Source organism: Veillonella parvula, assembly GCF_048309325.1.
GTDB classification, from domain to species: domain Bacteria; phylum Bacillota; class Negativicutes; order Veillonellales; family Veillonellaceae; genus Veillonella; species Veillonella parvula_T.
Genome location: NZ_DBFBTX010000002.1, coordinates 197,946 through 224,943, shown reverse-complemented (window position 1 = coordinate 224,943; position 26,998 = coordinate 197,946). Strand labels below are relative to the sequence as shown.

The following is a 26,998-nucleotide window of genomic DNA, read 5'->3' as shown; positions in this document are numbered from 1 at the left end:
ATACATAAGGAGAACAGAGAATGAAAATTTTACTTGTAGAAGACGAAGAAATGCTGAATGGTATCACGGCTAAATATTTACGTGCAGAAAATATGACAGTTGATACATGCTTCAATGGGCAACAAGCGATCGATTACGTTAACACATCTAGCTATGACGTTATCGTAATGGATATTATGATGCCAATCCTCGATGGTATCAGTGCTCTTGCACAAATGCGTAACGACGGTAATACAACACCTGTATTGCTTTTAACAGCAAAGGATTCCTTACAAGATAAAGTTACAGGCCTTAACACTGGTGCAGATGATTATCTTGTAAAGCCTTTCGATCTTGAAGAGTTAACCGCTCGTATTTATGCATTGGCTCGTCGTAATGCGCGTCATGCACAAAACGATATCCATGTAGGTCCACTTACCATCAATGTTCCTCAACGTACTGTTAAACGCGACGGCGAAACAATTACATTGACTGCAAAAGAATTCGACCTATTATTCTATTTAGCAAGTAACGAAAATATCGTATTATCTCGTCAACAAATCCTTGACCATGTTTGGGAATACGATTATGAAAGCTACTCTAACCTTATCGACGTATACATTAAAGATTTGCGCAAGAAAATTGATACTGATGAGAATGTAAAACTCATTCAAACGGTTCGTGGAGTAGGGTATGTCCTCAAAACAGAAAACTAATGATCCTCACCGAGATCTAGATACCATGTCTGGGGCAGCCACCGATTTATTTAATCGGCTGCCCCTAACCTTTAAAATTATGTCTTGGTATACCATCTTTTTGCTTATCATTTTGATGGTTGCATCCGCATGGATTTACGCATATACACATGAATCCGATAACAAAGAAGTGCGCGAACGCTTACAACAACAAGCGATGATTATGGCTACGGATATCCGCAAGTTTAAACCGTACCAAGATAATACATTCTTCTTTGTATCAACTCAAGATGGCTATATTATTAAAGGCGCCTTGCCAGATGGGTTTCCAAACCAAACAATCCTTTCCTTAGGCCAAGTTGGTGAAATTGCTGCTGGTGATGATACCTTCTACTACTACGATACTCCGGTCAACGAACCGAACTATCGTGGTATTTTGCGTGCTGTTACAAAAGTAAAAACAGCCTCTAAAAAGACGGAAAACCTTTTATACAGCTTACTGTTAGGGAATATCATTTTCTTACTAATTTCCTCCCTAGGCGGTTATCTTTTCATCAAAAAAGGACTTAAACCGGTCCGAACTTTGACGAAAACAGCTAAAGTCATCGGTAAGAACAACGACTTGAGCCGTCGTATCGACATTCCGGCTCGCACAGCGAGAGATGAAATCTACGAACTAACTACAACATTTAACCGTATGATTTCAGGTCTTGAGGATTCTTCCAATCGTGAAAGACAGTTTAGTTCTGACGTATCTCACGAGCTACGTACACCAATTGCCGTTATTAAAGCAGAAAGTGAATTTGCTCTAAAATACGGTCGTACAGAAGCAGATCTACGGGAAGGTTTAACACATATCTTAGAGCAAGCTAAGTTCATGACTAACCTCGTAAGCCAACTGCTTGATGTAGCCCGCCTTGAAAATGCACAAGGTCTAAGCTTTGCACCTGTCAATGTATCATTGATGTTATCCAATATGGTCCACGACTATACAAGACTCTGTACAGAAAATACAGATAAACAGATTACGATTACATCTCATATTGAGCCTAATTTACATATGAATGCTCACGAAGTATCATTACGTCGAGCTATCACAAACCTAGTGGACAATGCCATTAAGTTTACAAACTCTACTATTGATATTTCGGCTAAACTAGTAGGCAGGGACTTAGTCATTACCGTAACAGATAATGGTATTGGCATCGAACCTGAAGCTCTGGATCATATTTGGGATCGGATGTATCAGACGGAACAATCGCGAAATAAAAAGTCTAATCACGGCATCGGCCTAGGCCTATACTTTGTAAATAAAGTTATTAACTTACACCATGGTACAGTAACGGCCACGAGTGAACCACAAGTAAAAACTACATTTACCGTGCGATTGCCGTACAATACAAGGGAAGAATAACATAAAAGGGACTGACCAATGGTCAGTCCCTTTTCTATATCCATTTTAATTCAAAAAGCCCATAATGTAGAATTAATTAAACCATAAAAAACTAGCATATAGAAGCTCCTTCTATATGCTAGTTTTTGTGTATTTAATTTTAAAGCAACTTATTATAGATAATTAACTTTAGCCTACAAATTGTTGCCAAAACGGCATATATACATATTCTAGGAAGGTCCATACAAGCAGACCCGCTACAGCACCAACGATAGCACCATTAATGCGGATCCAGCTGAGATCGTCCTCCACCTTAGATTCAATAAAGTAAATAAATTTATCTGTACTGAGGCCACCTAATACTTGACGTATGATAGTTTCAATAAGGTCATACCCTTGTTCAAGTACATAGTCGCCAATATCGTGTAAGGTTTTTTCAATACGATTTCTAAGATCTTCTGATTGACCGTAAACATTCCATAACTCAAGAGCAATATTAACTAAAACCTGAGCCGGAGTTTCTCCATTTTCATCCCCTACAAGCAATAGTTCTTCTATATAAGGGCATAAATGGTTTTCGATAACAGATTCCCAGTCTTGTTCGCGAATCCAGCGTTCCCACGCTTCGTTAAGAGCATCGCAGACTTCATGGTTCTCTTCAATATTACGAATTGGTTCTACCCATTGTCGCAACCAAGCTGTTCGTTCGGGGCTATTGGGCCGTTTCCAGCTTTCCAGCATCGCATAGGCCTCTTGGACAATAGCCTCTGCCATTTCTTGATAGTTTACTACATCGGTAGCTTCGGACATAGAAATAAGGAAATCAGACCAGAACCCTTTTCGCTTTTTCTTATGTGCCTCTTCTGCTACGACAGCGGTAAGCCAGGTAACCATAGCTGGATGATTAATCCGTTCTTGAATCACGTTTAAAACTTGTACGACCATGCTTTCATAGCGATTATGCTCACATAAATCGAGTAATACGTGTTTCAAAACGGGCACGAGAGAATGTTGTTGAAGCAATCCACGAATGCGTTTTGCCCCCCATTGTGCCCATTCTTCATTAGTTTGAGATTTCCATAAAAGGTGTAGTCCTTGATGAATCACAAGGCGTGCTGCTCGTTGCCCCTCAGGAGACAACAAGAACTTCTCAAACAATGGCACAAATTGCACATTTTTTAATAATACTTTACAACGCTCCTTGGTAAGCATCTTCGTCTCTACAAGTTTAATAACGCCATTAATGAGGCGATCTTTATTTCTAGGAATTAGCGCTGTATGATATGGGAAACCTAGTGGCTTACGGAATAATGCTGTTACAGCGAACCAGTCGGCCACACTGCCGATGAGGGCAGATTGAACAGCCCAGTACAACGGTTGATACCAACTTTCATAGCCAAAGAAAAATTGTCCTACAAAAGCAAAACAATACAATACGGCAGTCAAGCCTAAAATGCCATTAGCACGCTGTTTCAAGGTAAGGGATTTCAAATAACTAATCATTTGAGCACCCCCTCTACAATGATGGTCAAACCGTATAAGGTGCCCCCAAGGACAGCCCCTATAAGGGAACCATTAATACGCACCATTTGAAGGTCATAGTACATTTTGCCACGAACAATTTGAGTGATTTCATCAGGCGAATAGCGAGATAATTCCTGACCTACCACACTGTCGATGAGGGGGTTCAATTTCTGCAACCACGGAATACTACGCAACAAGAAGAACCGCTCAAACGGCGCCTGCTTGTCTGGATTCAACAAAATTTCGGTGCCGAGCACATTAAAGCGATCCATAACGATGTCCATGAGGCGTTTCCAGTCCAATGTATCCCCATCGATAAGTTTGCCTTCCCATTCTTCAAGAACCATTCTAATCCACTGATTTTTATGTTCTTCGATGAAAGCTTGCCATTCTGTATTGGTTTCTAGGTTATTGAAGAATCGAATTGCTTGGCCCCATACATAGCGCCCCAATGCAGAATCGATAGATTCATTTTCCTTCAAGAACTGAACGGCTTTTTTCTGTACCGTCTCTACCAATCGTTCTGGTGAAAGTCCATCTCCACCAAAGGCGATAGCCAATTCACGAAAGAAAGAATCCTTTGTATAAGTTTTCATAATGTCTAGCATGACGCGATACAAATAGGGATATACCTGATTTGATGCGATAACACGCTGACATGTGCGGTTAAAATAAAGCCAAAACACGCTTGCTGTGTGACGTTCTAGCATACAACGACCAAAGAGAATAACAAGGGGTGTTGCTTTCCAGTTTGTAACCCCCTTATAAATGGCCTTATTAATCTCTTGGCGCATCGGTTCAATATCCATATGAGATAAAACTTGATTCCCCACACCGTACAAGAGATTTCGAATTTGAACTTGTCCCACATCGCTCATGCCGTATTCAACGATACGGACCATAACGCGTTCTTTTTTGATAGCATAATACATCTGTGGCACGCGCAATAGCTCTTCGCTGAGCATAGTGCGACCTATCTGAATTAATCGTTCCTTACTGCGCGGCAAGATTGCCGTTTTAAAAGGAATGCCTAAAGGCTTCGTAAAGAGAGCCGTTACTGCATACCAGTCCGCGAGGCCACCTATCATAGCTGCCCCAGAGATATGCATGATAAAGGCCCAAAATGTATCATGTCGCTGTGGATATGAAATTAAAAATATAATAGCCATGACAACCAACAGGGTGGTTGCCACTGGTTTGGTTTTCATCATCACTTGATCCTAACTTACTCAATTACGCATATAGACTGTTCCTATATAACGTAGTGACCTCGAGGCCTACGGACTTTCACAAATTATATCTACAATCTAAAAAGTAGCCTCATCGCCATCTTTTTGAGGTTCCCAAATCGGCACCTCCCCAAAGAGAGCTTTAAAGTATACAGACGGTGTCCATAATGGACCATTCAAATGCATTGGAATAAAGGCTTTATTCACCTGTACACGGCGCAAAAATTCAATACTACCCCACTCCATAGCGTCTTCCAAACGATTGTCTACAGGGAACATCGCTACATCTACGGACAAGCCCTCTAATTCCTTGAACTCACGCCAAGCCATGCGCTTTGCATCCGCATTGTTTTCTGGCGTATCACCAAGCCAATGCCACCAATTAAGGTCTCCTGCATGGAAGATAGAGTCAGAGTCGATATTCGCCGTATTTGTCTTTATGTAAAAAGAGCCCCCTTCATCGGTGCTGCCATACATATGGATGCCTACATCATCTAATAGTGCATCTTGGCCAGGGCGCATGGTAATACATTTTTTTACCTTGCCCTCTAACGGCACATCTTGATGACAAATATAGCGCGTTTGAGGACCATCAAACTCCGTAATGGATGGGTTAAAGTGATCTCCATGAGTGTGACTTACGAAGAACCAAAGTTCACGACCTCGTTTAGCCAACTGCCAAACAATATTATTAGGATCCTTATAATAATCAAACACATAGCAACGCTTACCATCCTCTACGAGAAATCCGCTATGCGCTAAAAAAGTAACATGTAACATTATTATCAATACCTCTAATTTATTGAGAATTTATATCATTCGTATTTTTTATTATACCATATTTTTCTAAATGCATGGCATAAACAAATGGCTATTCATGACACATATAAAGGACTTTTTTAAAGTCTTATCAAATATATAGTGCCCCATATGTATCATAATAAGGGCAGAAATGCCGCTGGCATTTCTTAGATGCGGCCAGCGGCTTTCATATAGTCGATATATTGGTTACCCCAGTTTTCAAGGGAAGCTAATACAGTTTTAAAACCAGCCCCCACTTCGGTAAGGCTATATTCAACCTTTGGTGGAATGGTTCCATATACTTCACGATGTACAAGGCCATCATCTTCCATTTGGCGCAACGCTCTTGTAAGTGTAGCTTGTGTAATTGGATGTAATCTCCGTTCTAGTTCACGGAAGCGCACAGGACCTTCAGATAATTCATGCATAATCAACAAAGACCATTTGCCAGCCAATAACTTTTGACTCGTTGCAAAAGGACATCTGCCAACTAGATCATGAACATTTACAAGTTGCTCTGCCATTGTCATTCTCCTTATATATCTAGCTTAAGTAGCTTGTTATAACAAAAATAATACCTATAGCTATGCTACTCTTTATCGCTATACTACAATTTCTATTTCGGTATTAGAAATATTTCCACTTAATGTAGTTCAAATCATATCACAATTTTTTAGAATTGCAAGTATTTTATAGTATCATTTTTTAGGGTACAAAAATTTTTGAAAAATTTTTAATCAGTAAATATCACAATTCTATCATATTTGATAGTACCTATCTCAAATAATTCTACTATTCAAAATATTTGCACCAATATATAATAAACTCACTAACTAAATACAATTATCGGTTGGTGAATCAATAACTATTAGATTTAGTCATCAACATTTATAGCTAAACAATTGTATCAATTTTACAGCATTAAACAGATTACACATTATCAATTGAAGGATTAGGTGATATTATGAAACGCATGCCTACACTATTCGTCGGTCACGGCAGCCCTATGATGGCTTTAGAACATACAGAAACAACAAATACTTTCAAAAGTATAGGACAAAATATAATTAACAACTATGGCAAACCAAAAGCCATACTTGCCATCTCTGCCCATTGGTATGCAGATGGCACCTACATTCAAAGTGCAGAGAATCCAAAACAAATTTACGATATGTATGGATTCCCTCAAGAACTCTACGAAGTTGTGTATCCTGCTAAGGGTGACAGCAATTTAACGAAAGAAGTACAAAAATTACTGGGTAACTCCATTTCTATAAATAACACTTGGGGTATCGACCACGGCATGTGGACCGTGTTAGTTCACATGTTCCCTGATGCATCAATTCCTGTTGTCCAACTATCTATCAATAAATACCTAAGCCCAAAAGAAGCCTATCAATTAGGCGTAAAACTTCAATCATTACGCGATGAAGGCTATCTCATCATGGGCAGTGGTAATATCGTTCATAATCTAAGACGCATAGAATGGGATAATCCATCTGGCACCTCCGCCACAATTGAGTTTGACCAATACATTTCTAAAGCAATCTTAGAAAATGATGTAGATACTGTTGTTAATTACACCCAACATCCTCAGGCTAGCTATGCTGCACCTACACCAGATCACTATCTACCATTAATCTATATTATGGCCGCTAGCGAAGGGACAAAACCGACTGTATTTAATCAAACCTATAAGTCGGGCTCCCTATCGATGACGGGATTTATCTTTAAAGATGAGCCTCAAAACATACTTTAAGCCCATAATGATACAAAAAATCTCCTAGGAAATTTTTATTTCCTATTCACATAAAACCTTACATTACTATGTATAAACAAAAATAAATATATATATATATATATTTATTTACGCAAAAGAACCGCTAGTTACAAAAACTAGCGGTTCTTTTCTTTACCATACTAATGACTCTACTTAATAAGTTTTTTAATGAAAGCTTCCATTTCCATCGGTTTTACAACAGGCTCGAAGCGCCCTACCACATTACCTTTACGATCTATAACAAACTTAGTGAAGTTCCACTTTACCTCATCGTCCTTTAAATAATTAGGATCGATACCATTGAGATAATCTGTAAGCATTTCAGTTTTATCACTAGGTGGGAAGCCTTGGAATGGTTGTTCCCGTATCATGTATTTGAAAAGGTCTAATGCACTTTCATCGCGTACATCTGCTTTCCCCATAACGGTAAAAGTAACACCGTAATTCAATTTGCAGAAAGATTGGATTTCGTTATTAGAACCAGGTTCTTCCTCTCCAAATTGATTGGAAGGAACCGCAATAATTTCTAAGCCTTGCTCTTTGTACTGCTTATAAAGAGCCTCTAGCCCCTCATATTGGTGAGTAAATCCACATTTGCTTGCCGTATTAACAATGATAAGAACTTTACCTTCATAAGTTTGTAAGGATTGTAATTCCCCAGACTTAGTAGGGAGGGAAAATTGATATACAGACATGGAATCTCCTAATTTAAATTAAAAATCTTTATTACACTAATAATGTTTTCACATCATAATTAAATTTTGCCGTTGTTTCCGCCGCAGTTTTTTGCCATTCTGTTGTTGCTGTACCATCTTTTTCAAGGAAGAATCCAGAGTCAAGATAGCGAATAATAATATAGTTGGAATCCTTTTGATCAAAACCGTTACCGCGGGAGAAGTCGATACCATGTCCGGTATTACGTGTTACGATAGCTTCCAACAAAGGCAACGTAATAGCATTCAACGTAATTTTCATATCACATTTGTCGAAAATCTTTTTAAAGAAAGAACTAGGTTTTTCTTCTTTATATACTAATAGTTTACTAATTGTACCATTAGATGCACACACTACGCGACGAATTTCATTAATAGGAATATCTACCTTACCATTCGAAATAACACCGTTTTTAATAGTAATTTCTCGTTTACCCATATAGGAGTAATCTAGTGGCAATTGAAGAGTATCTAAATTCGCAGGGAAGTCCGCTGTCAATTTATGGCGAGCAAAAGCAGCAATGATTGCTTTGGTTTCACGAATATTATGACCAGTATTATAATCTGTACGGTCAGTATCTAAATCTTGACCTTCTATATTTTTCCAATTATGGTCTCTAAATATAATCGAATAGTTACTATTTGAATTTAAATATCTTGTAAGATGAAGCTCATTTACATCATCAAAATCAATGTCAGTTATAACTTGTCCATTCGAATCTTTACAGAGTACACCATTGTAACTAACCGTCAATATACGATCCGTACTTTCAAAAACAACAGGATTTGTGTCGAATACAGAAATCATAGCCCTCTCCTTTTCACGACTTCAAACATACCTACACCTGTATATATCAAGTGCATTTGCTCAATATATTGATTAAAGATATTAATCAAATATAGTTAATTTAATCATACACCTTCTATATGAATTTATGCAAATGATGTATTTCCCCCATACTATAGCTACAAACTCATGATTCTCAAGATAACAAAAGACACCAACCATTCAATTGGTGTCTTTACTACATACAAGGAGCCATTTTGCAATAGCTCCTTGTTCGTTATATAGATGATATTATAATCTATTTCATGTCAAACAAAACAGAATTTTCTAAGAAAATATGTTCATGAAGGCCTTCTTCTAAGGCTTTCATGGTCTTAAATACATAGACATAAGTAGCACAACCATCTGCTGGTGCCGTGTACTGATTGGTCAATGCACTTAAGGATTCCAAAAGTACACCTGCAGCTTCGTGTTCAGCACGAAGTTCTTCAAAGTCTACGGGTTTCCCCGCTTTAAACTCAGGGAAGTCTACATGTTCTTCATGCCGGAAATGAGGTACAAGAGCGGATTTGAGTTGCAAAAAGGTTTGATAAATCTTTGTCAATTCCTCACCATGATGGTCATAATGTACATTTAGCAGTTTTGCCAACCCTTGGTCAATTTCATCAATCATATTTAATTGTTCTCGATGGTAATTATGAACGATGTAATCAATCAATTGGTCTTTAGAATAGCTAAGCACCTCTGCACGAGAAGATTTCTGAGCAACTTGTACATCATTTAGCATAGCAATGTATGCATCCACATCTTTACCTTTTTCTGCAATAGCCTCCGCTAAAGGATGTCCGCCACCACAGCAAAAATCAATTCCATCTTTTGCTAATACATCCATTAACTCTGGATTTACTTTAACCGCATCAGCTACGGTCATGGATTTATTAATAGTCCCAAAACTCATAAGATACACCTCCAATCGTTTACGCCGATCTATTTTCTTATAGTTATACTATACGACCAACCATGGATTCTGTCTGTCGCAGTGGCTACGAATTTGAAAGTAACATGACAACAATGGTAACGCTGTAGGAAATAACATGGCGTGATGAATATAAAATATATGGATATATGTTGAACATACAAAAAGCTGGCCCTATAGAGCCAGCTTTCAGCATATCAAAACATACATGACATATGTGTATATATAATTATGTAGGCAGCTATTAGATACTTTCAACAGCAGCGATAGCAGCAACGTCTACAACGTCTTGAGCAGAGCAGCCACGAGAAAGGTCATGAACTGGTTTAGCCAAGCCTTGAATCAATGGGCCAAGAGCATCAGCGCCGGAGAAGCGTTGTACCAATTTGTAACCAATGTTAGCAGCTTGAAGATCAGGGAAGATCAAGATGTTAGCTTTACCAGCTACGTTGGAGCCAGGAGCTTTCTTTTCTGCTACGGAAGGAACGATGGAAGCGTCCAATTGTAATTCGCCGTCAAATTTGAAATCAACGTTGCGTTCTTTCAAGATGTTAACAGCTTCAACCACTTTATCTACTTCTGGAGTGGAAGCGGAACCTTTTGTGGAGAAGGACAACATGGATACGCGAGGGTCAGCCATGCCAACAACTTTGCGAGCTTTTTCTACAGTGGATTCTGCAATATCAGCCAATTGTTCGCTAGTTGGATTAGGCAATACGCCGCAGTCAGAGAATACTAGCATACCGTCGTCGCCATATTCTTTTTTGCTTGTGAACATGAACATGGAAGAAGATACAGTTTTAAGACCTGGTTTAGTACCTACAACTTGCAATGCAGCGCGCAATACGTTTGCTGTTGGGCAAGCGGAACCAGCAACCATGCCATCTACTGCGCCAAGGCGAACAAGCATAGCGCCGAAGAACAAGCAATCGCCTTTCATAGTTGCGTCAGCTTTTTCAGGAGTCATGCCTTTTTTAGCGCGCAATTCTACGAATGTATCAACCATTTCTTGGTAACGATCATAGTTGGCTGGATCGATAATTTCAGCACCTTCGATGGATACACCAACAGCTTTAGCAGCCTCAGCGATTTCAGCAGGATTACCAACGAGTACAGGTGTTACGAAACCTTCTTTCAAAATAATTTCAGTTGCTTTCAATACGCGTTCATCTTTGTATTCTGGCAACACGATTTTTTTACCTAATGGTTTTACTTGGTCTTTTAATTTTTGAATTAAATCCACGATTTTTGCCTCCTTAACATTGGCTTTACGCCATATCAATACTATTATTATAGCAAGTTAACGACTCTCTAACAACCATTCTAAAACATTTCGTTGTTGAATTCCGTCGTAGTTGGCATTTTTATTTAGTTCATCTAAGGTGAGCAAAAACTTAGAGTATTGGTCTTGTACCGCCTCAAGCGGTGCTAGTTCTCGGCTCAAAGTATTAGAGTCAAGTACGGTCTCACTAACTTGATAATATTCGGTAATCCCCCCTTTTTGTGCTACAAAATCTATTTCACCCTTAGCCAGTTGCCCTACATATACGGTGTATCCTCGTCTAATGAGCTCTAGAAAAACGATATTTTCTAGTATATGACCTGTATCACGACTCGCATTCCCCACTAGCAAATTTCGTAATGTTACATCAACACTATAATACTTTGCATTGATACGTAGTAATTCTTTACCTCGTACGTCATAGCGATTTACCTTATATAACAACAAGCTATCCTGTAATCCTTGTAAATACCGTTCTACAGTTTTATTATCGATTTTTCGACCTGCACTAACGAGAGAGTTGGCTATTTTATTTGGTGAAAGTAAACTACCAACATTCGCCATAATATACCGCACTATATCTTGTAAAATTGTGACATCATTAATTTTCAATCGAGCCACAACATCATGCAATAACAAAGTATTATATAATCCACGTAAATATTCTTGAATATCAAAGTCTTCGCCCCCTAATTGCTGAGTATAAGGGAAGGAACTTTCACGAAGATAGGCCTCATAGGCAGGAATCAAAGAATACTGATTACCCTCATACTTGCTATGGTAAAACTCACTGAAGGACAATGGCAACATCTGAATTTCCACATATCGTCCAGTCAATAATGTGGCGATATCAGAAGACATAAAGTATGCATTGGAGCCCGTAATATATAAATCTGTGTTCTCTTTTACAAACAAGCTATCTACGACACGATGAAATTGATCTACATGCTGAATTTCATCAAGAAAAATGTAATTCGTTTCATTAGGCTGCATACGTTCTAAAATATATTGATACAACGCATGGTAATCTCGCAAATGCTCGTATTCCAATTCTTCAAAATTAATGGAAATAATCTGTTCAGGCTTCACATTATCTGCCAATAACTTATCTTTAAACAGCCTAAACAATGTAGATTTACCACAACGGCGTATGCCTGAAACGACCTTAATAATAGGCCGCTCTCGATTACGCCGTAAAAAATCTAGATATCCTTGGCGCTGAATTAACTTCATAAGGGCCTCCTCATCTATGTACCTTCTCATAGATGGAACCCATGTATTAGTAATATCAGATATCATATCACTTACCTAATAAATTTGGATTCCATTCCAACTTCATATTAATTTTATCATAAAGTTGGATTTCACTCCAAATTTTTATTATTTTAAGCATAAAATTGGATTAGATTCCTAAAGTTTTACTTTAAATTTAAACATACAGCACTTCAATTAATGTTTATCTATGAACTACATACCAATAATTGAACTCTTTACACATAATACGCTACAATAATAGAAACAAAATACGGATAGCCAAATGCCAATTTATATTCCTTATACACCCCTTTAGGAGGTCTTATGGCGAATACAGAGACAACGATCAATGCTGTTATACATCCAAAATACAATGACACACCTATAGACATAGAGAAAACAATTAAAGCCTTGGAACGCAATAATTTTGTAGTCCATTATTTCGAAACTGGTACTGAAGCTATTTCCTATTTAAAAGATCGTATTCAAAACAAACATGTAGCCATCGGGGACTCTCGCACGTTACTAAAACTCAATGCTTATGAAGCCCTATCCGAAGTCAACAAAGATGTAACGGATATCCAACGTCCCCTTCCTGGTGAAAGCTTCCGCGACACCGCATTGCGCACCATGGGACGTGATGTATTCCTTACCTCAGTCAATGCTCTTGCTCAAACGGGGGAAATGGTCAATATTGATGGTACGGGTAATCGTGTTGCCGCCTCACTCTTTGGCTCTCAAGAGGTGTTTTTTGTGCTAGGCATCAACAAAATCACGCCGGATTTAGCTTCCGCCATCTATCGTGCACGCAATGTGGCCGCTCCGCTCAACAGCAAAAAGAATAAAAAGAGCTCTCTCAATCCATGTGCTAGATTAGAAGAAAAATGCTATGACTGTGGTTCTCCAGATCGTATATGCAATGCATTAACGATTTACTATAAAAAGATGCGCAATATGCAAACCATGGAAGTCATCATCATTAATGAATCTTTAGGCTTCTAATGGTTTGCGGCCCATTCAAAAAATCTTGTATATTCATTTCTCCAAGTCCATACACGACTCTGTAAATTGTGGACCACCGAGGATCTACGGCACCACTTTCAAGGTCACTAATATAAGATTGGGCTAAACCAGATTTATCTGCCAATTGATATTGAGTCATTCCCAATTGTCTGCGCCAAAGTAAAATCAATACACCAAGCTTGTGAACTTCTTGTCGAACTTGTAGATCTTGACAACATACGATAGGATTCATGCCAACCTCTATCTACTTTCTCCCTCAACACATATTTATGCCTTTACTATAAATCTGGGCTCAATCATTTCCTAGTAGTGGTTGAAAAGCGATAACACAAAAGCCTTAACAAAAACTAATGTGTAAATCATTTTAATTAAGGCTTTTGTTCTATGCAGATTTCATTGCGTAGGATTTCATCATTTCGTGGAATTTTAGTATATATAAAAGTTATTATCATTAAAAATACAGATAGTAAATCAAAAATACAGGTATTATCTATATATTGCAATTCTTTTACAGTATTCATACATTATGCATACACTTGATTTATAAAATTACCTAGTTTTATTTATAATACAAGAAGACTATACGATATAAAGTAAATGCGATATATAGTAAATGCGATATATAGTAAATACGCAATATTGTTAAAATACATTTAGAAATAATAAGTCTATTAACAATACAAAAGGACTATACAGCTGAACTGTATAGTCCTTTCTATGTATTTATATAAAATTATTGATTTGCGCTTTCTTGTGCTTTTTTGATTTCCATGTATTTAACCATACCATCAACGGCTTTTTTAGCTTCACGCATAGCCAATACTACGGTAGCAGGTTTATGAACAACGTCACCACCTGCAAATACGCCTTCGCGACTAGTCATACCATATGGATCTTCAGATGTAATAATATAACCTTTTTCATCTACTTTTAAGTTATTACCTTCACCTACAAGACGAGCATTTGGTTTATGACCTGCGGCGATAATGATTTTATCAACAGGCATGACTTGGAAGTTACCAGTACCGTGGATACCTGCACCATCTTCATTAAGCGCCATCACTTCATATTTGAAGCCTTCTACCTTGTCTGTACCTTCTACGCCTACTGGAGAAGCGAACCATTGGAATTGAACGCCTTCAGCACGGGCCTCTTCGTATTCAGACAACAAGGCTGGCATTTGTTCTTGGCTACGACGATATGCTACTGTTACCGCTTCGCAGCCTAAACGTACGCATGTACGAGCCGCATCCATCGCTACGTTACCACCGCCGATGATGATAACACGGTCTCCTTTTTTAACAGGAATTTGATTTTCATCAAGTTCCCCATTTTCTACCAATTGTACATTCGTCAACAAGTACATTGCTTGGAATACACCAGGTACTTCATCGTTTTCCATGCGCACGTCTTGAGGAATATGCGTACCAGTACCGATGAAGATAGAATCATACCCTTCAGCAAAGAGATCATCCAAAGTTTTATCTTGGCCGATAAATGTATTGCATACGAACTTAACGCCTAACCCTTCAAGACGAGCGATCTCACGACGTACAACGGCTTTAGACAAGCGGAATTCCGGAATACCAAATAAGAGTACGCCCCCTGGTTCAGATTGACCTTCAAATACGGTTACTTCATAACCGAGTTTAGCCACATCACCTGCTACGGACAAACCTGCAGGACCAGACCCTACTACCGCTACCTTACCAAGATCTTGTTTAATCTTCTTAGGTTTGCGAAGTTCATTGATGCTTTCAAAGTCAGCAGCGAAGCGTTCCAATTTACCGATGTTAATAGGCGGTTTTTTCGCCTTATTCATGATACAGTTGCCTTCGCATTGATTTTCTCGTGGGCACACGCGACCGCAGATAGACGGTAAATTTGTTCGTTCCGCCAAGATATCATTAGCTTCACCAAAATTACCACGTGCGATAGCTTGGATGAAACGAGGTATTTCGTTTTCAATAGGACAACCCATACGGCATAAAGGTTTTGGACAATTTAGACAACGTTTCGCCTCCGCGAGCGCTTCCTCCATCGTATAATCCGCATCAAAATGTAGTGGTTTTAATTCGTTACTCATGGCACATGCCTCCTAACAAGGATCCAGTATACTATACTTACAGCGTTGCATGCACCTAAGCATTCCGATGAGCCCTCTCACATAGGGACGCCGCCACATGCTGCTAACATTTATCTTTTGTAACCATTCGATAGACGTGTGGTCACTGGTCAGACTCACACTATTCTATAGTATATTCTAAATTGTGAAAGTCCCAACAGTCAAGCAAATATAACACCTTTTGTATACGAATATAGCCCCTATTCATGCAAGGATTGCATAGATTTTATACAAGTCCATTTACATATAATAGGATGCATGTATACTGATAATAGATACAGTAATAAGAATTAGAGATACACCTTACGGAATAGAAATATCTATTTCGTAATTAAATATACATATAAGAATTAAAGATATAAAAGCCAAGGTATATCCTTATATGAGGTTTCTTATGAACACAGCAGAATTCACTAGCAAATACTATATAGACCGCCACGGTTCTCATTCCCGCAAATGGGACGGTGAGCATTTAAAATTCACTCGTACCGACCTATTACCACTATGGGTAGCCGATATGGACTTTATGCCACCTCAGTGCATCCAAAATGCCATCTGTAACTATGTGAAAGCCAATCCGTTAGGTTATACTATGACAAATCCAAATTATATAGAGGCTGTTATAAGCTGGTATAAACGTCGTCATCATTGTAATCTTCAAGAAGAATGGCTCGCTAGCACCCCCAATGTCATTACCGGTATTATGTGGTGTATTGGGGCTTTCACAAAACCAAACGATTCCATCGCCGTTCTAAGTCCTGTATACGGCGCCTTTGATACGAGCGCCAGCGATGCACAACGTCACATCATCGCAGTTCCGATGAAACGGAACGAAGATAATCGCTATACTGTCGATTATGAGACCTTTGAAATAGCAATTATCGAGCACGATGTGAAGCTGTTCATTCACTGCAACCCACACAACCCTGTGGGCCATGTGTGGACGGAAGAGGAGATGGGCCGATTATTTGGCATCTGTAAGCGCCACCATGTGCTCATCATAAGCGACGAAATCCATCAAGACCTTATTACAGGCCCAACAGCCTTTACATCATCCTTAACCGTAAAGAGCGGAGCCTATGTAGATAACATGATTGCCATGTCCTCCTTGTCCAAGTCGTTCAATATGGCTAGCTTGCACCACGCAGAGGTTATCATTCCTAACGAAAAGCTACGAAGCCAATTCAACGCCTATAAAGCTCATGTATACCATACGGACTCAGACGTTATTGCCGAAACTGCCATCACAGCAGCCTACACTCACCCAGAGGCCGAAGCATGGTTAACAGATGTACTGGCCATGGTTCGTGAAAACTATGAATATCTATGCCGAGAGCTTTGTACGGCATTACCAAAAATCCGCATCAGCCCTATGGATGGCACCTATTTAGCGTGGATTGACTTTAGTGCCTATGTAAAGCCCGAAGATATGCACGACCTATTTGAAAACAAATGCCACCTCGCACCAAGCTTTGGCGAATGGTTCGGAGACGAAAACTACGCAACCTTTGTACGTCTGAACTTGGCTACAAGCCTAGAAAACATAAAAACCGCTACCCACAGCATTATTAGAAATATTTAACATATCAGTCATATTAAGCATAGTAATTGTATCCAATCATACTATCCCCTACACAACCTTAGTACATACAGCGATGTATGTGCGGTAAACTATAAGGCATACAAAAAGACTGCTCTACCACCAAATCGTGTAGAGCAGCCTTTTTTCTATATATGTCTTACTTTTCTATATATGTCTCATATATGTTACCTATTCAGGTTACCACATATATAGGGTCTTATTTAGTTCTAGCGAAATGATCTTTTGCAAATTGCATGTCTTGTACGAGTTCCAATGTACCAATATAGTTATTGTTTTGATCACGAACAGCCATGTAATTGACATAGAACGGACGACCTTGTTTTTCAAGCCATACTGCTACATTATCGCGATCACCTTTACGGAAGGAATCAATGATACCACGTACGATTGGTTCTACCTTTGGCGGATGGCAGGAATACACATCGCGACCGATAGCTGTCGTAGGGCGTTTAAAGACCTTTTCACCATCGTTGAAGTAACGGTTAATGTCTTCGTGATCAACGAAGGTGACTTCCATTGGCATTGTATTAAGCATGGCATTCAATTGATCCACAGTCAAGGTACCACCGATTAGAGCAATGGTATTATCATCGCTACTTGCTTTTGTTGTTTGTGTTGCTAATGCGGTTTCAGCCTCTAGCCAAGCAGTGCGTTTTACCCCAAAGATTTCTTCATACTGTGCTGTATCTTTGTAGATTTGGTACCACTCTTCAGTACTGAAGTTTTCTGCACAGATTGGGAACAAAATATTTTGTTCTTTATAAATCATTTCTTGCGCACGTGTAAGAAGCTCATCAAAACGTCTATACCAATCATCTACGCTTTGGCTAGACTTAGCTAAATCACCTAGTTGGTCCCGAATATCACCATCAACAGTCCACATGACCATAGATGGACCAGAAATATCATAGGCTACTTTCAAATGCGGATACAAAAGGTCACCCTTCTTAGCATAGTGAACAGATACTTGACGCACTGCATTTACATCATCAACGGTTGCCGTTTTATCTGCCACCTTAGGTCGAATGGATTCAATTAACGCATCAAGAGCCTTGTTTTCCTCTGTTAATTGATGGAGTGGATGTCCTACAGTTTCAATCAAGGACACCACACTTTTGCTCTTCTCTTGAGCCTCTAGCACAGCCTCAACCTTAGCATGTTCTGACTCCATTTGTTCATGAATGGTAGAACCGTGGAACAAGGCGGAGTGAAGGTCACATAATTGTTGCACCTCAGCTAACGGTGTACCTTCACGCATGAGACCTTGCTCAGCTTTCATAATTTCACTAGCCTCAACATGGGCGAATTGACTAGCAAAATCTTCACGAACGGCACCCAGGTCTTCGCCTGTGCCTAAACGTTTCAGGAATCCTTTAAGTTGCTCTACACGTTCGCTATCTTGAACAGCATCTTCAGCCTTAGCTTCGGAATTTTCTTCCGTGTTAGCTTTCGCTGTAGTAGATGCTGCTGCATTTATTTCTACTGCGTCTGCTGCAACTGTACTAGAAGCTACCTTAGCAGATGCATCCGTAACATTAGACTTTGTAACCGCTGCAGTAGGTGCCACGCCAGGATGACCCGTAGATTCCGCATCATCACCCGATAGGTTTGGCATGTCACCTTCTAAGGTAAAACCAGCTTTCATAAAAGCACCCACGATATCAATCATGGATACACCTTTCATCTTAGCCCCTTTTGGGATAGTCATGATTTTGCCAACAGAATTCAACATCACCTTATTTGTGATTTCGCTGAATCCTAATTCCTTCATAATATCTGTTACTTCAGGATATTCTTTTACCAAATCATATACAGATTTGGATAAATCTAATTTCTTTTCCATTTTGTTCCCCTCGTGTCAAAAATTTCTATACTATACTTATAAAATAGTATCATCCCTCTATATATGTATATCACACATATGAGGCTATTTATTTACGGTAAAAGGTCTATATGTAATGACCTATGGTTCTATGATAAACGATATCGATTAGAAAATCTGTATCCATGGCTATACTTTTGAAAGTTATTTATAAGATGAAATAACAGTAATAAAACACCGGATAATCGATCATGTAGACCAACTATCCGGTATTTACGTTACATTATATTATTATGCCTGTTTCTGTTTCTGTTTCTGTTTCTGTTTCTAACAAGTGTACCACTTAATCATGATGTGGTTTCAATGCTTTTTCGTAGTTTTCAGAAACTTTGTCCCAGTTAATAACGCGGAAGAATTCCTTGATATAATCTGGACGACGGTTTTGGTAGTGCAAGTAGTATGCATGTTCCCAAACGTCTAAGCATAGAATTGCTGTTTTACCTTCCAATATAGGATTATCTTGGTTTGCAGAGGATGTCACTTCTAACTTGCCATCTTTATTAACCACAAGCCAAGCCCAACCAGAGCCAAAACGTGTAGCTGCCGCAGTAGAGAAGCTTTCAACAAACGCATCGTAGCCACCAAGTTCAGCGTCAATAGCCTCTTTCAAAGGACCTTGCAATTTAGAAGTATCTGGTTTTGTCATAATTTCCCAGAACATGGTGTGGTTCTTGTGACCGCCACCATTATTGATAACAGCTTGACGGATATCTTCGGGCACATTAGCAATATCGCCGAGAATGCAGTCTACACAGCCATACGCAAGATCCGGGTATTTCGCGATGGCAGCGTTCAAATTATTAACATATGCTTGATGATGCTTGTCATGATGCAATTTCATTGTTTCTACATCAATAACAGGCTCTAGGTAATCATAAGCATAGGGTAAGGGTGCGAGTTCGAAAGGTTTCATAATAGTCCTCCTTAAATTTAGGGCGTAGAACAATGTTAACTATTTCATATCATCGTTCTTGTGAAAGCGATTCGATGCACCTGCATCGGTAGTATAGAATCAATCTACTAGCATAGCATATATACTTCAAGAAGAGACGTATTATCCTAACTTTAACCAGAAGTTAAGATATACTTTTTAGCCAATAAATTGATATGAATTATCATTCTTTATCTAATTGTACACATTATATAGAAAAACGTCAATATAAAAGGCTAACATAAAAAGGCCATGGGAACTCCCACAGCCTTTCATTAGTTGATTGTTATGTGACTTTTACTCAGCAATAACACATAGTTCTACATAAAAACATATACAGATATATACAAATTATTCAACAATGCACTGACACATTTTCATCGTTGTTAATGCCGCTTGATGGGACTCCTCTGTTACGCCAGCACAACAGCTCGAATCAATGTGAATAGGAATCTCTGGCAAGCCTGCTTTCAACATAATCGCATTGGAAACAACGCAAATATCTGTGCATAATCCGATGAGCGTAATAGACTCAATAGGATTTACCCTATCCATGCCCTCTAACCGAGTGAGCAGCTCAAAAGAAGCAAAGTTTGGTTTATCTACAAATGATACAGGGCTCATAATTGATCGACCTTCTGCAGCCTCAATCAAGCCATCCACAATATGCCAGCCCTCGGTATTTTTAACGCAATGTGGCACTGGTAAAAGCTTTCCTTCTTGGTGTTCCAAGTAATCTCTATCATGCGTGTCACGCGTAAAGATGATAGGACCATCAAAGCTTTCAATTTTCTTACGTACATTATCTACGATTAACTGTGCTTGCGATGAACCAAGGGCACCATCTACAAAATCATTTTGCATATCGATAACTACTAGAACCTTTTGCATAGCTCCTCCTGTATATAGGCTACAAAACAAAGTACTTATTTCCAATCAATATTATTTATACTCTTTATTATTTATACTCTTTATTCTTTATACCATCAATAGTATCTAGCAACTCTATACATTGTTATCATGTTGTTGTGAAAGTGTCATCAAGTTATTGTGAAAGTGTTATCAATGAGTCATCGAAGCCCACCTCATACTTTATCGACAAGTAGATATATGACGGACTTCTATTCTTCTGCTATAGCATGTTGCACGCGATTTGGTTCATTATGTGCCAATTTTCCTGCCGCTGCTGCCGCTACAGCACCTACTAAATCATCGAGGAATGTATTACAGCGTCCCCCTTCTTCGCTATCTAGTTTTTTGATGATACCTGGCTTCACCTTGTCTAAATAGCCATAGTTTGTAAAGCCAATGGACCCATATAAATTAACGATGGAAAAGGCTAAAATTTCATCAATCCCATACAGGCTTTCATCATTAGCAACAATACGTTGCAATGGCTGAGATAATTTATTCTGCTCCGTTAACTTATCAAGCTCTACACCCGTAATAATCGCATTATGCACCTCGCGTTTAGATAGTACAGAAGCCACACTTGTGCGACACTCTTCTAGTTTTAAATTCGGCATATACGGTTTTTGTACGTAAAAAACAAGCTCTGCAATGTCATCTAATGTGACACCACGCTCAGCGAGAAGATCATAAGTATATTTCTCTAAATCTTTCGTAGTTTCCATAAGCCCTCCTTTATCGTTTCTTAGAATTAGTATCAGGTAGCATGACAATACTAACGGGAATCGTTACAACAAGCGCTTCATCAGTATCAACATGTTTAGTATTCCAAGCCGCTTCTTTAGCAGCCTCCTCAAAGATAGGGTACGCTTCACGATCTAGTTTCCAATTATTAGGACCTGCTTCAACAGCTACAATATTACCCTTATCGTCCGTCTTAATCTCTATAGGAACGATTAATGTTCCATCTGCACTCGTTTCAAAAGCCTCTGGTGGAATAATCACGTTATAAGAAATTTGTTGTTGTAATTCATAATTACGCTTGTCCGCAGGCTTTATATCTGCAGCCATAGAACTAATAGGACTCATTGCAGACACTAATAGTGCCAACAATATAACACGGTTAAACATAGTTTCCTCTCATCTAAAAACTCTCATACTATATGCATTATAAGTTGATTATACCACGAAAAAATCCCTACCGAATTTTTATCGGTAGGGATTTCTTAGATTAGATTTTCTTAACCATTTCGGATTTCAATGCCATCGCACCGAAGCCATCAATTTTACAATCGATATCGTGACCATCGCTTGCATCGGTGATGAGGCGAATATTTTTTACGCGCGTACCTTGTTTCAATACGCCCGCGCCTTTTACTTTGAGGTCTTTTACAACAACCACTGTATCGCCATCAGCTAGTTCGTTGCCGTTAGCATCGCGAATAATACCCGCTTCAGCTGCAGCTTGCGCATCGGCCGCTGTCCATTCGTTGCCACACATAGGGCAGATAAACATATGCCCATCTTCGTATGTGTACTCGTCGCCACACTTAGGGCAGTTAGGTAAATTTGCCATTTAAATCTCCTTTGTTTATTACATAATGAAAGTATTATATCATACCTTGGAAACCAAGCTCTATATTGATATGATGACCATTAGCTCCATATTGATACGATGGCTATATAATGTCTACAATAAAAACCTACTCAATCTCATTTTTCTTTACCAAAGTTTCATACAACTCCAACTTATCTTCAAGATTATTCTTATAGCCTTCCAATCGTTTGATTTCGGCCTCAATAAATCGATAGTGTTCCTGCAACAGTGTCATTCTTTTACGGGCCGTATGAGCTCCGGCATACCGCAAGTCCGCATATCGCTTGATGTTCGCAAGCGGCATTCCCATGTCTTTCAAGCGTTTAATAAACTGTACAAAGCCCACGTCCTCCGCATGGTAATTGCGAATGCCGTTCTGTCGCTCGATGTGAAGGAACCCCTGATCCTCATAATATCGCAATGTAGAAATGGACAGCCCTACCAATTTTGAAAATTCACCGATTTTCATACTTTCACCACCTTGACCTCAAGTATACTCGAGCATATATCATACGTCTAGATGGAGGTAATAATTATGAAAGAAACACGTTTTAACATCGGTATGAACACATTGAAACAGATTGACGGGATGCACGGCGAGGAGGTGTATAACACAATTCAAGAGATTTCACCGGCCATAGCCGATTTATTGGTCGAGCTATTCGGCGACATCTACACGCGTCCCAACCTGGATTTCAAGGAACGGGAACTGATTACGCTCGCATCCCTGTTAACGCTGGGCGGTTGCGAGGCTCAGCTGAAAGTACATACCAACGCGGCACTCAATGTCGGTATCGCGCCCGAGCAAATCGTAGAAGTCTGCACCCACTGCATCCCCTATGCAGGATTTCCACGCGTGCTGAACGCACTGTTTACGGTGAAAGCAGTCTTTGAAGAGCGAAACGTACTGTAATTAAGGAACGACGACAACAAAAATAGAGGACCCCGACGGGCCCTCTCAACAACACTATTATATTATGTACATTACACGACACATCCAGATTGACGATATACGCCAATCTCATTATAATGTAATAAAGAGATAGTCGACGAGTGGTTCCGTCAGGCTCATCCCAAAACATTATAAGACATGCAGAAATGGCCTTTCGTTTTCAGCTACCAGTTGGTAACGAAAGGCTATTTGTCGTTATTACGACAAATCAGCACTATCAATGCGCCAAAGGAAATAACGACAGTTAAGATCCCGAGGACAATCATAATGACTTCATAAGCATTCATAGGCTTTCACCCCCTTCAAAGAAAAAGGGTGACCCAACCTCGTTCGACTATCTTACGTTTATTATAAACCGAACTTATGTTCTATGCAATAATAAATCTATTAATAAATATTAGTCTATTTATAACTAACAAAGGGAGACTCTTGATAGAGTCTCCCTATTTACTATCCAAGTCGTTTACACAAGATCGCATAGAGTATCATGCTAATAATAACGCTCATAACAGCTTGAATAGTATTAGTTAAAATACTTGCAATGGCTACGCCTGGGTCGAATACAAAGTATTCAGCGATAAAGTAGCCGGCTACGATAACAATACCGCCTACGATAGTTGCTACCAAGGCAGAGGTAGTTGTCTTATTCTTATAGACAGTACCGACAAGATAGCCTTCAAGGCCTTTCACCACGAAGGTGATGGGTACAAAGACTACATAGCCGAGAAATAAATCGGCTAGCGCCGGGCCGAGAGCACCAATATAGGCGCCATATTTTCGACCTAATAATAGAGCTGACGTCATAATAACGACATCTCCTACATTGAAATAGCCGCGAATGCCAGGTACTGGAATTTTCGTATACATTGTAAGCAATGTAGCGAGGGCAATCAATACGGCTGTGAGTACTAACATAGATGTAGTACTGCGGGTTTGAACGTGTTGCATAGCGTCCTCCTTATAAAAAAATAGACATGTGACTATATCCATCACATGTCTATACTATATACCTTTATAGTAACACCTGCAAATAAAAGAAATTAACAATACTTCCTTAGCAAATTCTATTGTCATTTACTTTCAGAATAAATACTCTTCACTAGACTTTAACTTAATATAGATACCATTTTACTATACAAATTGCTTCAACCTGACGATGATTAAATAGAAAGGAACTAGCCATGAATATTTTAATCATTTACACCTATCCTAATCATCAAAGTTTTAATGACGCTATTCTGAAAGTAGTGCAACAGAATCTTTCAAAAGACCACAATGTGAACACCTTGGATTTATATGAGGAGCAGTTCGATCCTATATTGCGATTTGATGACACGCACAAACGTCGAGATTTAAGCACTGTGCCGGACATGGAAAAGTATCGCAACTTAATTACTTGGGCAGACCATTTCATCTTTATCTACCCAATTTGGTGGAGTGGTATGCCGGCAATGCTCAAAGGCTTTATCGATCGCGTGTTTACAGCGGGCTTTGCCTATTCATACGGAAAACGAGGGCTTATAGGTCATTTACAGGGAAAATCCGCCTGGATCATCACCACCCACAATACTCCCGCCTTTTTGACGCCGTTTATTCAGGACTATGGCAAGGTGTTAAAAAATCAAGTTCTGAAATCCTGTGGCATTAAACCGGTTACACATACCCAGTTGGCTGGCACAGAAAACAGCTCAGACGAAAAACGCCGGCGCTTCTTAGACAAAATCGCTAATATCGCCGGAAGTATATAAAATTTATTATTCGTATAATTCTGGGTATCCTAATATGGAGTCATACTTCAACGTAGCAATCTATTCCTAAATTCCATTAAACAATTCTAACAAAATAGCCTCTCGCTCTTTAGTTTGATTTAATAATGGTTTACATAGTAAAAGCACTTGAAGTGAATAGTAGTAGAAGCTAAAGTATAGGTCATCTGGAAACACCTCATCTTCCTCATACCGAATCATATCTTCATCTTCATCGTATACTTCAGACCAAAGGTATTCTTCATCGAGCATATCCACAAAATTTGGTAATGGATCCGCATGTTCCAGCACAAGGCTATCTCTAATACTTTCAGCAATGACAATAAACAACTCTACTAATGCTTCTGCTAAATAACGAGCCACTTCATTTTGACCTTGCGCTTCAACGGCTTTTTTGAAAGTACGCAATAAAAAAATTAATGCAAACGGCGTAGAATGCCATAAAGTCGATTGATGTTCAATATTTAAGGCTATTTTCTTACCAGCCTCATCAACCGCATCAACACTCTCCATAGCCCATAAAGCATCTAGTTCCCCAGGAAAATCTGTGGCACGACCGTAAGCTGTCGTCAAACGATGCCACGGTATATCACTGATCTGCACAGTTTCCATGTATCTTTGAGTCACTGTATTCATTATATCTACTCCTTGTATCTATGCCCTTTAACAATAATTATGTATGACCACTCTATTTTACCAATTCATAGGTATCTATAAAATGAAGAAATGAAGTTTACCTATCTAGACTTATATACAATACCCTATATTTAGAGTTTCTCTAGTGTACAATCATGTCCACTATTATCTGTATCTAAGATGATTTCTTCAATCTCAGCCATTATTTCTCTCCCTAAATTTCTAATGCTTTTATCATAGGAAATCCACCGAATATGGATAGGCTCACCATATTCATGGCGACCAAAACCACCTCGGAGTACATCGTTGAAAGCATCTAGATTATCTCCGATATGCCAGCCTAAACCATCTGTAAACACAGCCTCTACTTCTTGATAGAACCCTTTTATATTAGAAAATTTTCGACCATCAATAGTAAACACTTGTCTTGCTATCGCCTCTACAATCTCCAATTAATTCATCCTCTCCTTTTATCTTTTTATAGATATATAAAAGTTCAATATAAATCATATCGTAAAAATTTTATTTATCATCAATTTTATAAGGATATGGTGGATAAATTAACTTTAACTTAGACAACCGCTCTTTATAACCTTCTCCACTCCTTGTTACACCATAACTATCTCTAAACCATTCTTTCCCTTGAAAGTCTCTAAAGAATACACCTATCACTAGAAATTTAGACATTCCTAAGCCTCTATGTTTCATAGTAAAGTATTCTATATAATGCCCCCGTATCTCTCTAACATAACAAACTTTAGAAATACATTCACCATTAAATAAATCCATATTATTTAATCCCTGAAGAATAATAACATCATATACCTTAAAATCAGATTTATTATTAATCACAACAAAAGACTCTCCTAACTCTTGTTGTCCCCCACGCTCAATAGCAGGTTCTATTTTAACGGCTTCACTAAGCGATTTATAGTACTGTTCTCTTCTCCAAAACTTTTCAGTATTTGTACGAGCCCTCCAACTATTATACAAACCAAAAAGCGAAATAAAAAAACTAGATATTGCTATAATAAGCCCCCAATCAAAAGTTTCTATATTCACAAACATACTATTCCCCCTTAACTAATATATCCTCACGGTACTACTATAATCATTCCATTAATAGAAGCTGTTATTATTACTAACACACCATATAATTCT

The 26,998-nt window shown here is 38.8% G+C and carries 29 protein-coding genes; 7 read left to right on the top strand and 22 right to left on the bottom strand.

Features of this window, described 5'->3' with window-relative positions; genetic code table 11:
- Nucleotides 1-20: 20 nt before the first annotated feature.
- A complete protein-coding gene (locus ACMKPP_RS01450) occupies nucleotides 21-695 on the top strand; it encodes a response regulator transcription factor (protein ID WP_004698139.1) in 675 nt (224 codons plus the stop codon).
- Nucleotides 673-2,088: a sensor histidine kinase gene (locus ACMKPP_RS01445; protein ID WP_004694649.1), complete on the top strand. Its 1,416-nt coding sequence runs from the start codon at nucleotides 673-675 to the stop codon at nucleotides 2,086-2,088. Before ACMKPP_RS01450 ends, ACMKPP_RS01445 begins: the two co-directional genes overlap by 23 nt.
- Nucleotides 2,089-2,256: 168 nt before the next feature.
- Here the strand turns inward: ACMKPP_RS01445 and ACMKPP_RS01440 are convergent, their stop codons facing one another.
- The 4 genes from ACMKPP_RS01440 to ACMKPP_RS01425 all read right to left on the bottom strand — a co-directional run bounded on the left by ACMKPP_RS01440 (nucleotide 2,257) and on the right by ACMKPP_RS01425 (nucleotide 6,145).
- Nucleotides 2,257-3,570 carry a DUF445 domain-containing protein gene (locus tag ACMKPP_RS01440; protein ID WP_058948265.1) on the bottom strand — a complete coding sequence of 438 codons (1,314 nt, stop codon included), beginning with the start codon at nucleotides 3,568-3,570 and terminating at the stop codon, nucleotides 2,257-2,259.
- A complete protein-coding gene (locus ACMKPP_RS01435; RefSeq protein ID WP_058948266.1) occupies nucleotides 3,567-4,802 on the bottom strand; it encodes a DUF445 family protein in 1,236 nt (411 codons plus the stop codon). Before ACMKPP_RS01435 ends, ACMKPP_RS01440 begins: the two co-directional genes overlap by 4 nt.
- A 96-nt stretch (nucleotides 4,803-4,898) precedes the next feature.
- Nucleotides 4,899-5,600 carry an MBL fold metallo-hydrolase gene (locus ACMKPP_RS01430; RefSeq protein WP_123138172.1) on the bottom strand — a complete coding sequence of 234 codons (702 nt, stop codon included), beginning with the start codon at nucleotides 5,598-5,600 and terminating at the stop codon, nucleotides 4,899-4,901.
- Nucleotides 5,601-5,788: 188 nt separating this feature from the next.
- Nucleotides 5,789-6,145 carry a winged helix-turn-helix transcriptional regulator gene (locus ACMKPP_RS01425; RefSeq protein WP_004694640.1) on the bottom strand — a complete coding sequence of 119 codons (357 nt, stop codon included), beginning with the start codon at nucleotides 6,143-6,145 and terminating at the stop codon, nucleotides 5,789-5,791.
- A gap of 440 nt (nucleotides 6,146-6,585) precedes the next feature.
- Here ACMKPP_RS01425 and ygiD point away from each other — a divergent pair, with 440 nt between their 5' ends.
- Nucleotides 6,586-7,380: a 4,5-DOPA-extradiol-dioxygenase gene (gene ygiD / locus ACMKPP_RS01420; RefSeq protein ID WP_123138173.1), complete on the top strand. Its 795-nt coding sequence runs from the start codon at nucleotides 6,586-6,588 to the stop codon at nucleotides 7,378-7,380.
- Nucleotides 7,381-7,550: 170 nt separating this feature from the next.
- Here the strand turns inward: ygiD and ACMKPP_RS01415 are convergent, their stop codons facing one another.
- The 5 genes from ACMKPP_RS01415 to ACMKPP_RS01395 form a co-directional block, all read right to left on the bottom strand.
- Nucleotides 7,551-8,096 (bottom strand): glutathione peroxidase, encoded by a 546-nt coding sequence (locus ACMKPP_RS01415; protein WP_418369195.1) that lies wholly within the window; start codon nucleotides 8,094-8,096, stop codon nucleotides 7,551-7,553.
- A gap of 31 nt (nucleotides 8,097-8,127) precedes the next feature.
- On the bottom strand, nucleotides 8,128-8,922 hold the full coding sequence (locus ACMKPP_RS01410) for a hypothetical protein (RefSeq protein ID WP_101928560.1): 795 nt from the start codon (nucleotides 8,920-8,922) through the stop codon (nucleotides 8,128-8,130).
- Nucleotides 8,923-9,199: 277 nt separating this feature from the next.
- Nucleotides 9,200-9,859 (bottom strand): DUF542 domain-containing protein, encoded by a 660-nt coding sequence (locus tag ACMKPP_RS01405; protein ID WP_101928561.1) that lies wholly within the window; start codon nucleotides 9,857-9,859, stop codon nucleotides 9,200-9,202.
- A 262-nt stretch (nucleotides 9,860-10,121) separates the two neighbouring features.
- Nucleotides 10,122-11,120 (bottom strand): phosphate acetyltransferase, encoded by a 999-nt coding sequence (gene pta / locus ACMKPP_RS01400; RefSeq protein WP_008602113.1) that lies wholly within the window; start codon nucleotides 11,118-11,120, stop codon nucleotides 10,122-10,124.
- Nucleotides 11,121-11,177: 57 nt separating this feature from the next.
- On the bottom strand, nucleotides 11,178-12,392 hold the full coding sequence (locus tag ACMKPP_RS01395; protein WP_101928562.1) for an ATP-binding protein: 1,215 nt from the start codon (nucleotides 12,390-12,392) through the stop codon (nucleotides 11,178-11,180).
- Nucleotides 12,393-12,737: 345 nt separating this feature from the next.
- Between ACMKPP_RS01395 and ACMKPP_RS01390 the strand changes: the two genes are divergently transcribed.
- Complete coding sequence (locus ACMKPP_RS01390) at nucleotides 12,738-13,415, top strand: lactate utilization protein (RefSeq protein WP_105087231.1); 678 nt, start codon at nucleotides 12,738-12,740, stop codon at nucleotides 13,413-13,415.
- Here the strand turns inward: ACMKPP_RS01390 and ACMKPP_RS01385 are convergent.
- Nucleotides 13,393-13,668 carry a helix-turn-helix domain-containing protein gene (locus tag ACMKPP_RS01385; protein WP_004694625.1) on the bottom strand — a complete coding sequence of 92 codons (276 nt, stop codon included), beginning with the start codon at nucleotides 13,666-13,668 and terminating at the stop codon, nucleotides 13,393-13,395. The two genes, ACMKPP_RS01390 and ACMKPP_RS01385, sit on opposite strands and share 23 nt — an antisense overlap.
- 501 nt (nucleotides 13,669-14,169) lie before the next feature.
- Nucleotides 14,170-15,522: an NAD(P)-dependent oxidoreductase gene (locus ACMKPP_RS01380; RefSeq protein WP_004694624.1), complete on the bottom strand. Its 1,353-nt coding sequence runs from the start codon at nucleotides 15,520-15,522 to the stop codon at nucleotides 14,170-14,172.
- Between the two features lie 433 nt (nucleotides 15,523-15,955).
- Here ACMKPP_RS01380 and ACMKPP_RS01375 point away from each other — a divergent pair, with 433 nt between their 5' ends.
- The gene (locus ACMKPP_RS01375) at nucleotides 15,956-17,143 is read left to right on the top strand and encodes a MalY/PatB family protein (RefSeq protein WP_077707782.1); all 1,188 of its coding nucleotides are present in this window, start codon (nucleotides 15,956-15,958) and stop codon (nucleotides 17,141-17,143) included.
- 217 nt (nucleotides 17,144-17,360) lie between these two features.
- Here ACMKPP_RS01375 and ACMKPP_RS01370 read toward each other — a convergent pair whose 3' ends face one another.
- The 7 genes from ACMKPP_RS01370 to ACMKPP_RS01340 form a co-directional block, all read right to left on the bottom strand.
- Nucleotides 17,361-19,007, bottom strand: coding sequence for a DUF438 domain-containing protein (locus ACMKPP_RS01370; RefSeq protein ID WP_418369194.1), 1,647 nt, complete (start codon nucleotides 19,005-19,007; stop codon nucleotides 17,361-17,363).
- Between the two features lie 322 nt (nucleotides 19,008-19,329).
- Nucleotides 19,330-19,959, bottom strand: a complete 630-nt coding sequence (locus ACMKPP_RS01365; protein ID WP_418369193.1) for a superoxide dismutase — start codon at nucleotides 19,957-19,959, stop codon at nucleotides 19,330-19,332.
- A 369-nt stretch (nucleotides 19,960-20,328) separates the two neighbouring features.
- Nucleotides 20,329-20,868 (bottom strand): cysteine hydrolase family protein, encoded by a 540-nt coding sequence (locus ACMKPP_RS01360; protein WP_155085814.1) that lies wholly within the window; start codon nucleotides 20,866-20,868, stop codon nucleotides 20,329-20,331.
- Nucleotides 20,869-21,098: 230 nt separating this feature from the next.
- The gene (locus ACMKPP_RS01355) at nucleotides 21,099-21,611 is read right to left on the bottom strand and encodes a phosphatidylglycerophosphatase A family protein (RefSeq protein WP_024061508.1); all 513 of its coding nucleotides are present in this window, start codon (nucleotides 21,609-21,611) and stop codon (nucleotides 21,099-21,101) included.
- 10 nt (nucleotides 21,612-21,621) lie between these two features.
- On the bottom strand, nucleotides 21,622-22,017 hold the full coding sequence (locus tag ACMKPP_RS01350; RefSeq protein ID WP_418369192.1) for a hypothetical protein: 396 nt from the start codon (nucleotides 22,015-22,017) through the stop codon (nucleotides 21,622-21,624).
- 100 nt (nucleotides 22,018-22,117) lie between these two features.
- Nucleotides 22,118-22,462, bottom strand: a complete 345-nt coding sequence (locus tag ACMKPP_RS01345) for a zinc ribbon domain-containing protein YjdM (RefSeq protein ID WP_004698208.1) — start codon at nucleotides 22,460-22,462, stop codon at nucleotides 22,118-22,120.
- A 127-nt stretch (nucleotides 22,463-22,589) separates the two neighbouring features.
- Nucleotides 22,590-22,952: a MerR family transcriptional regulator gene (locus tag ACMKPP_RS01340; protein WP_058948280.1), complete on the bottom strand. Its 363-nt coding sequence runs from the start codon at nucleotides 22,950-22,952 to the stop codon at nucleotides 22,590-22,592.
- A gap of 66 nt (nucleotides 22,953-23,018) precedes the next feature.
- Here ACMKPP_RS01340 and ACMKPP_RS01335 point away from each other — a divergent pair, with 66 nt between their 5' ends.
- A complete protein-coding gene (locus ACMKPP_RS01335) occupies nucleotides 23,019-23,396 on the top strand; it encodes a carboxymuconolactone decarboxylase family protein (RefSeq protein ID WP_058948281.1) in 378 nt (125 codons plus the stop codon).
- Nucleotides 23,397-23,885: 489 nt separating this feature from the next.
- Here the strand turns inward: ACMKPP_RS01335 and ACMKPP_RS01330 are convergent, their stop codons facing one another.
- Nucleotides 23,886-24,383 (bottom strand): ECF transporter S component, encoded by a 498-nt coding sequence (locus ACMKPP_RS01330; protein ID WP_058948282.1) that lies wholly within the window; start codon nucleotides 24,381-24,383, stop codon nucleotides 23,886-23,888.
- A gap of 233 nt (nucleotides 24,384-24,616) precedes the next feature.
- On the opposite strand from ACMKPP_RS01330, the gene ACMKPP_RS01325 reads away from it, so the two are divergent.
- The gene (locus tag ACMKPP_RS01325) at nucleotides 24,617-25,183 is read left to right on the top strand and encodes an NAD(P)H-dependent oxidoreductase (RefSeq protein ID WP_004694596.1); all 567 of its coding nucleotides are present in this window, start codon (nucleotides 24,617-24,619) and stop codon (nucleotides 25,181-25,183) included.
- Nucleotides 25,184-25,249: 66 nt separating this feature from the next.
- On the opposite strand, the gene ACMKPP_RS01320 is transcribed toward ACMKPP_RS01325, so the two are convergent.
- The 3 genes from ACMKPP_RS01320 to ACMKPP_RS01310 all read right to left on the bottom strand — a co-directional run bounded on the left by ACMKPP_RS01320 (nucleotide 25,250) and on the right by ACMKPP_RS01310 (nucleotide 26,905).
- Complete coding sequence (locus tag ACMKPP_RS01320; protein WP_058948283.1) at nucleotides 25,250-25,837, bottom strand: hypothetical protein; 588 nt, start codon at nucleotides 25,835-25,837, stop codon at nucleotides 25,250-25,252.
- 131 nt (nucleotides 25,838-25,968) lie between these two features.
- Nucleotides 25,969-26,289 (bottom strand): barstar family protein, encoded by a 321-nt coding sequence (locus ACMKPP_RS01315; RefSeq protein ID WP_287510862.1) that lies wholly within the window; start codon nucleotides 26,287-26,289, stop codon nucleotides 25,969-25,971.
- A 70-nt stretch (nucleotides 26,290-26,359) separates the two neighbouring features.
- Complete coding sequence (locus tag ACMKPP_RS01310; protein WP_058948284.1) at nucleotides 26,360-26,905, bottom strand: hypothetical protein; 546 nt, start codon at nucleotides 26,903-26,905, stop codon at nucleotides 26,360-26,362.
- Nucleotides 26,906-26,998: the final 93 nt, after the last annotated feature.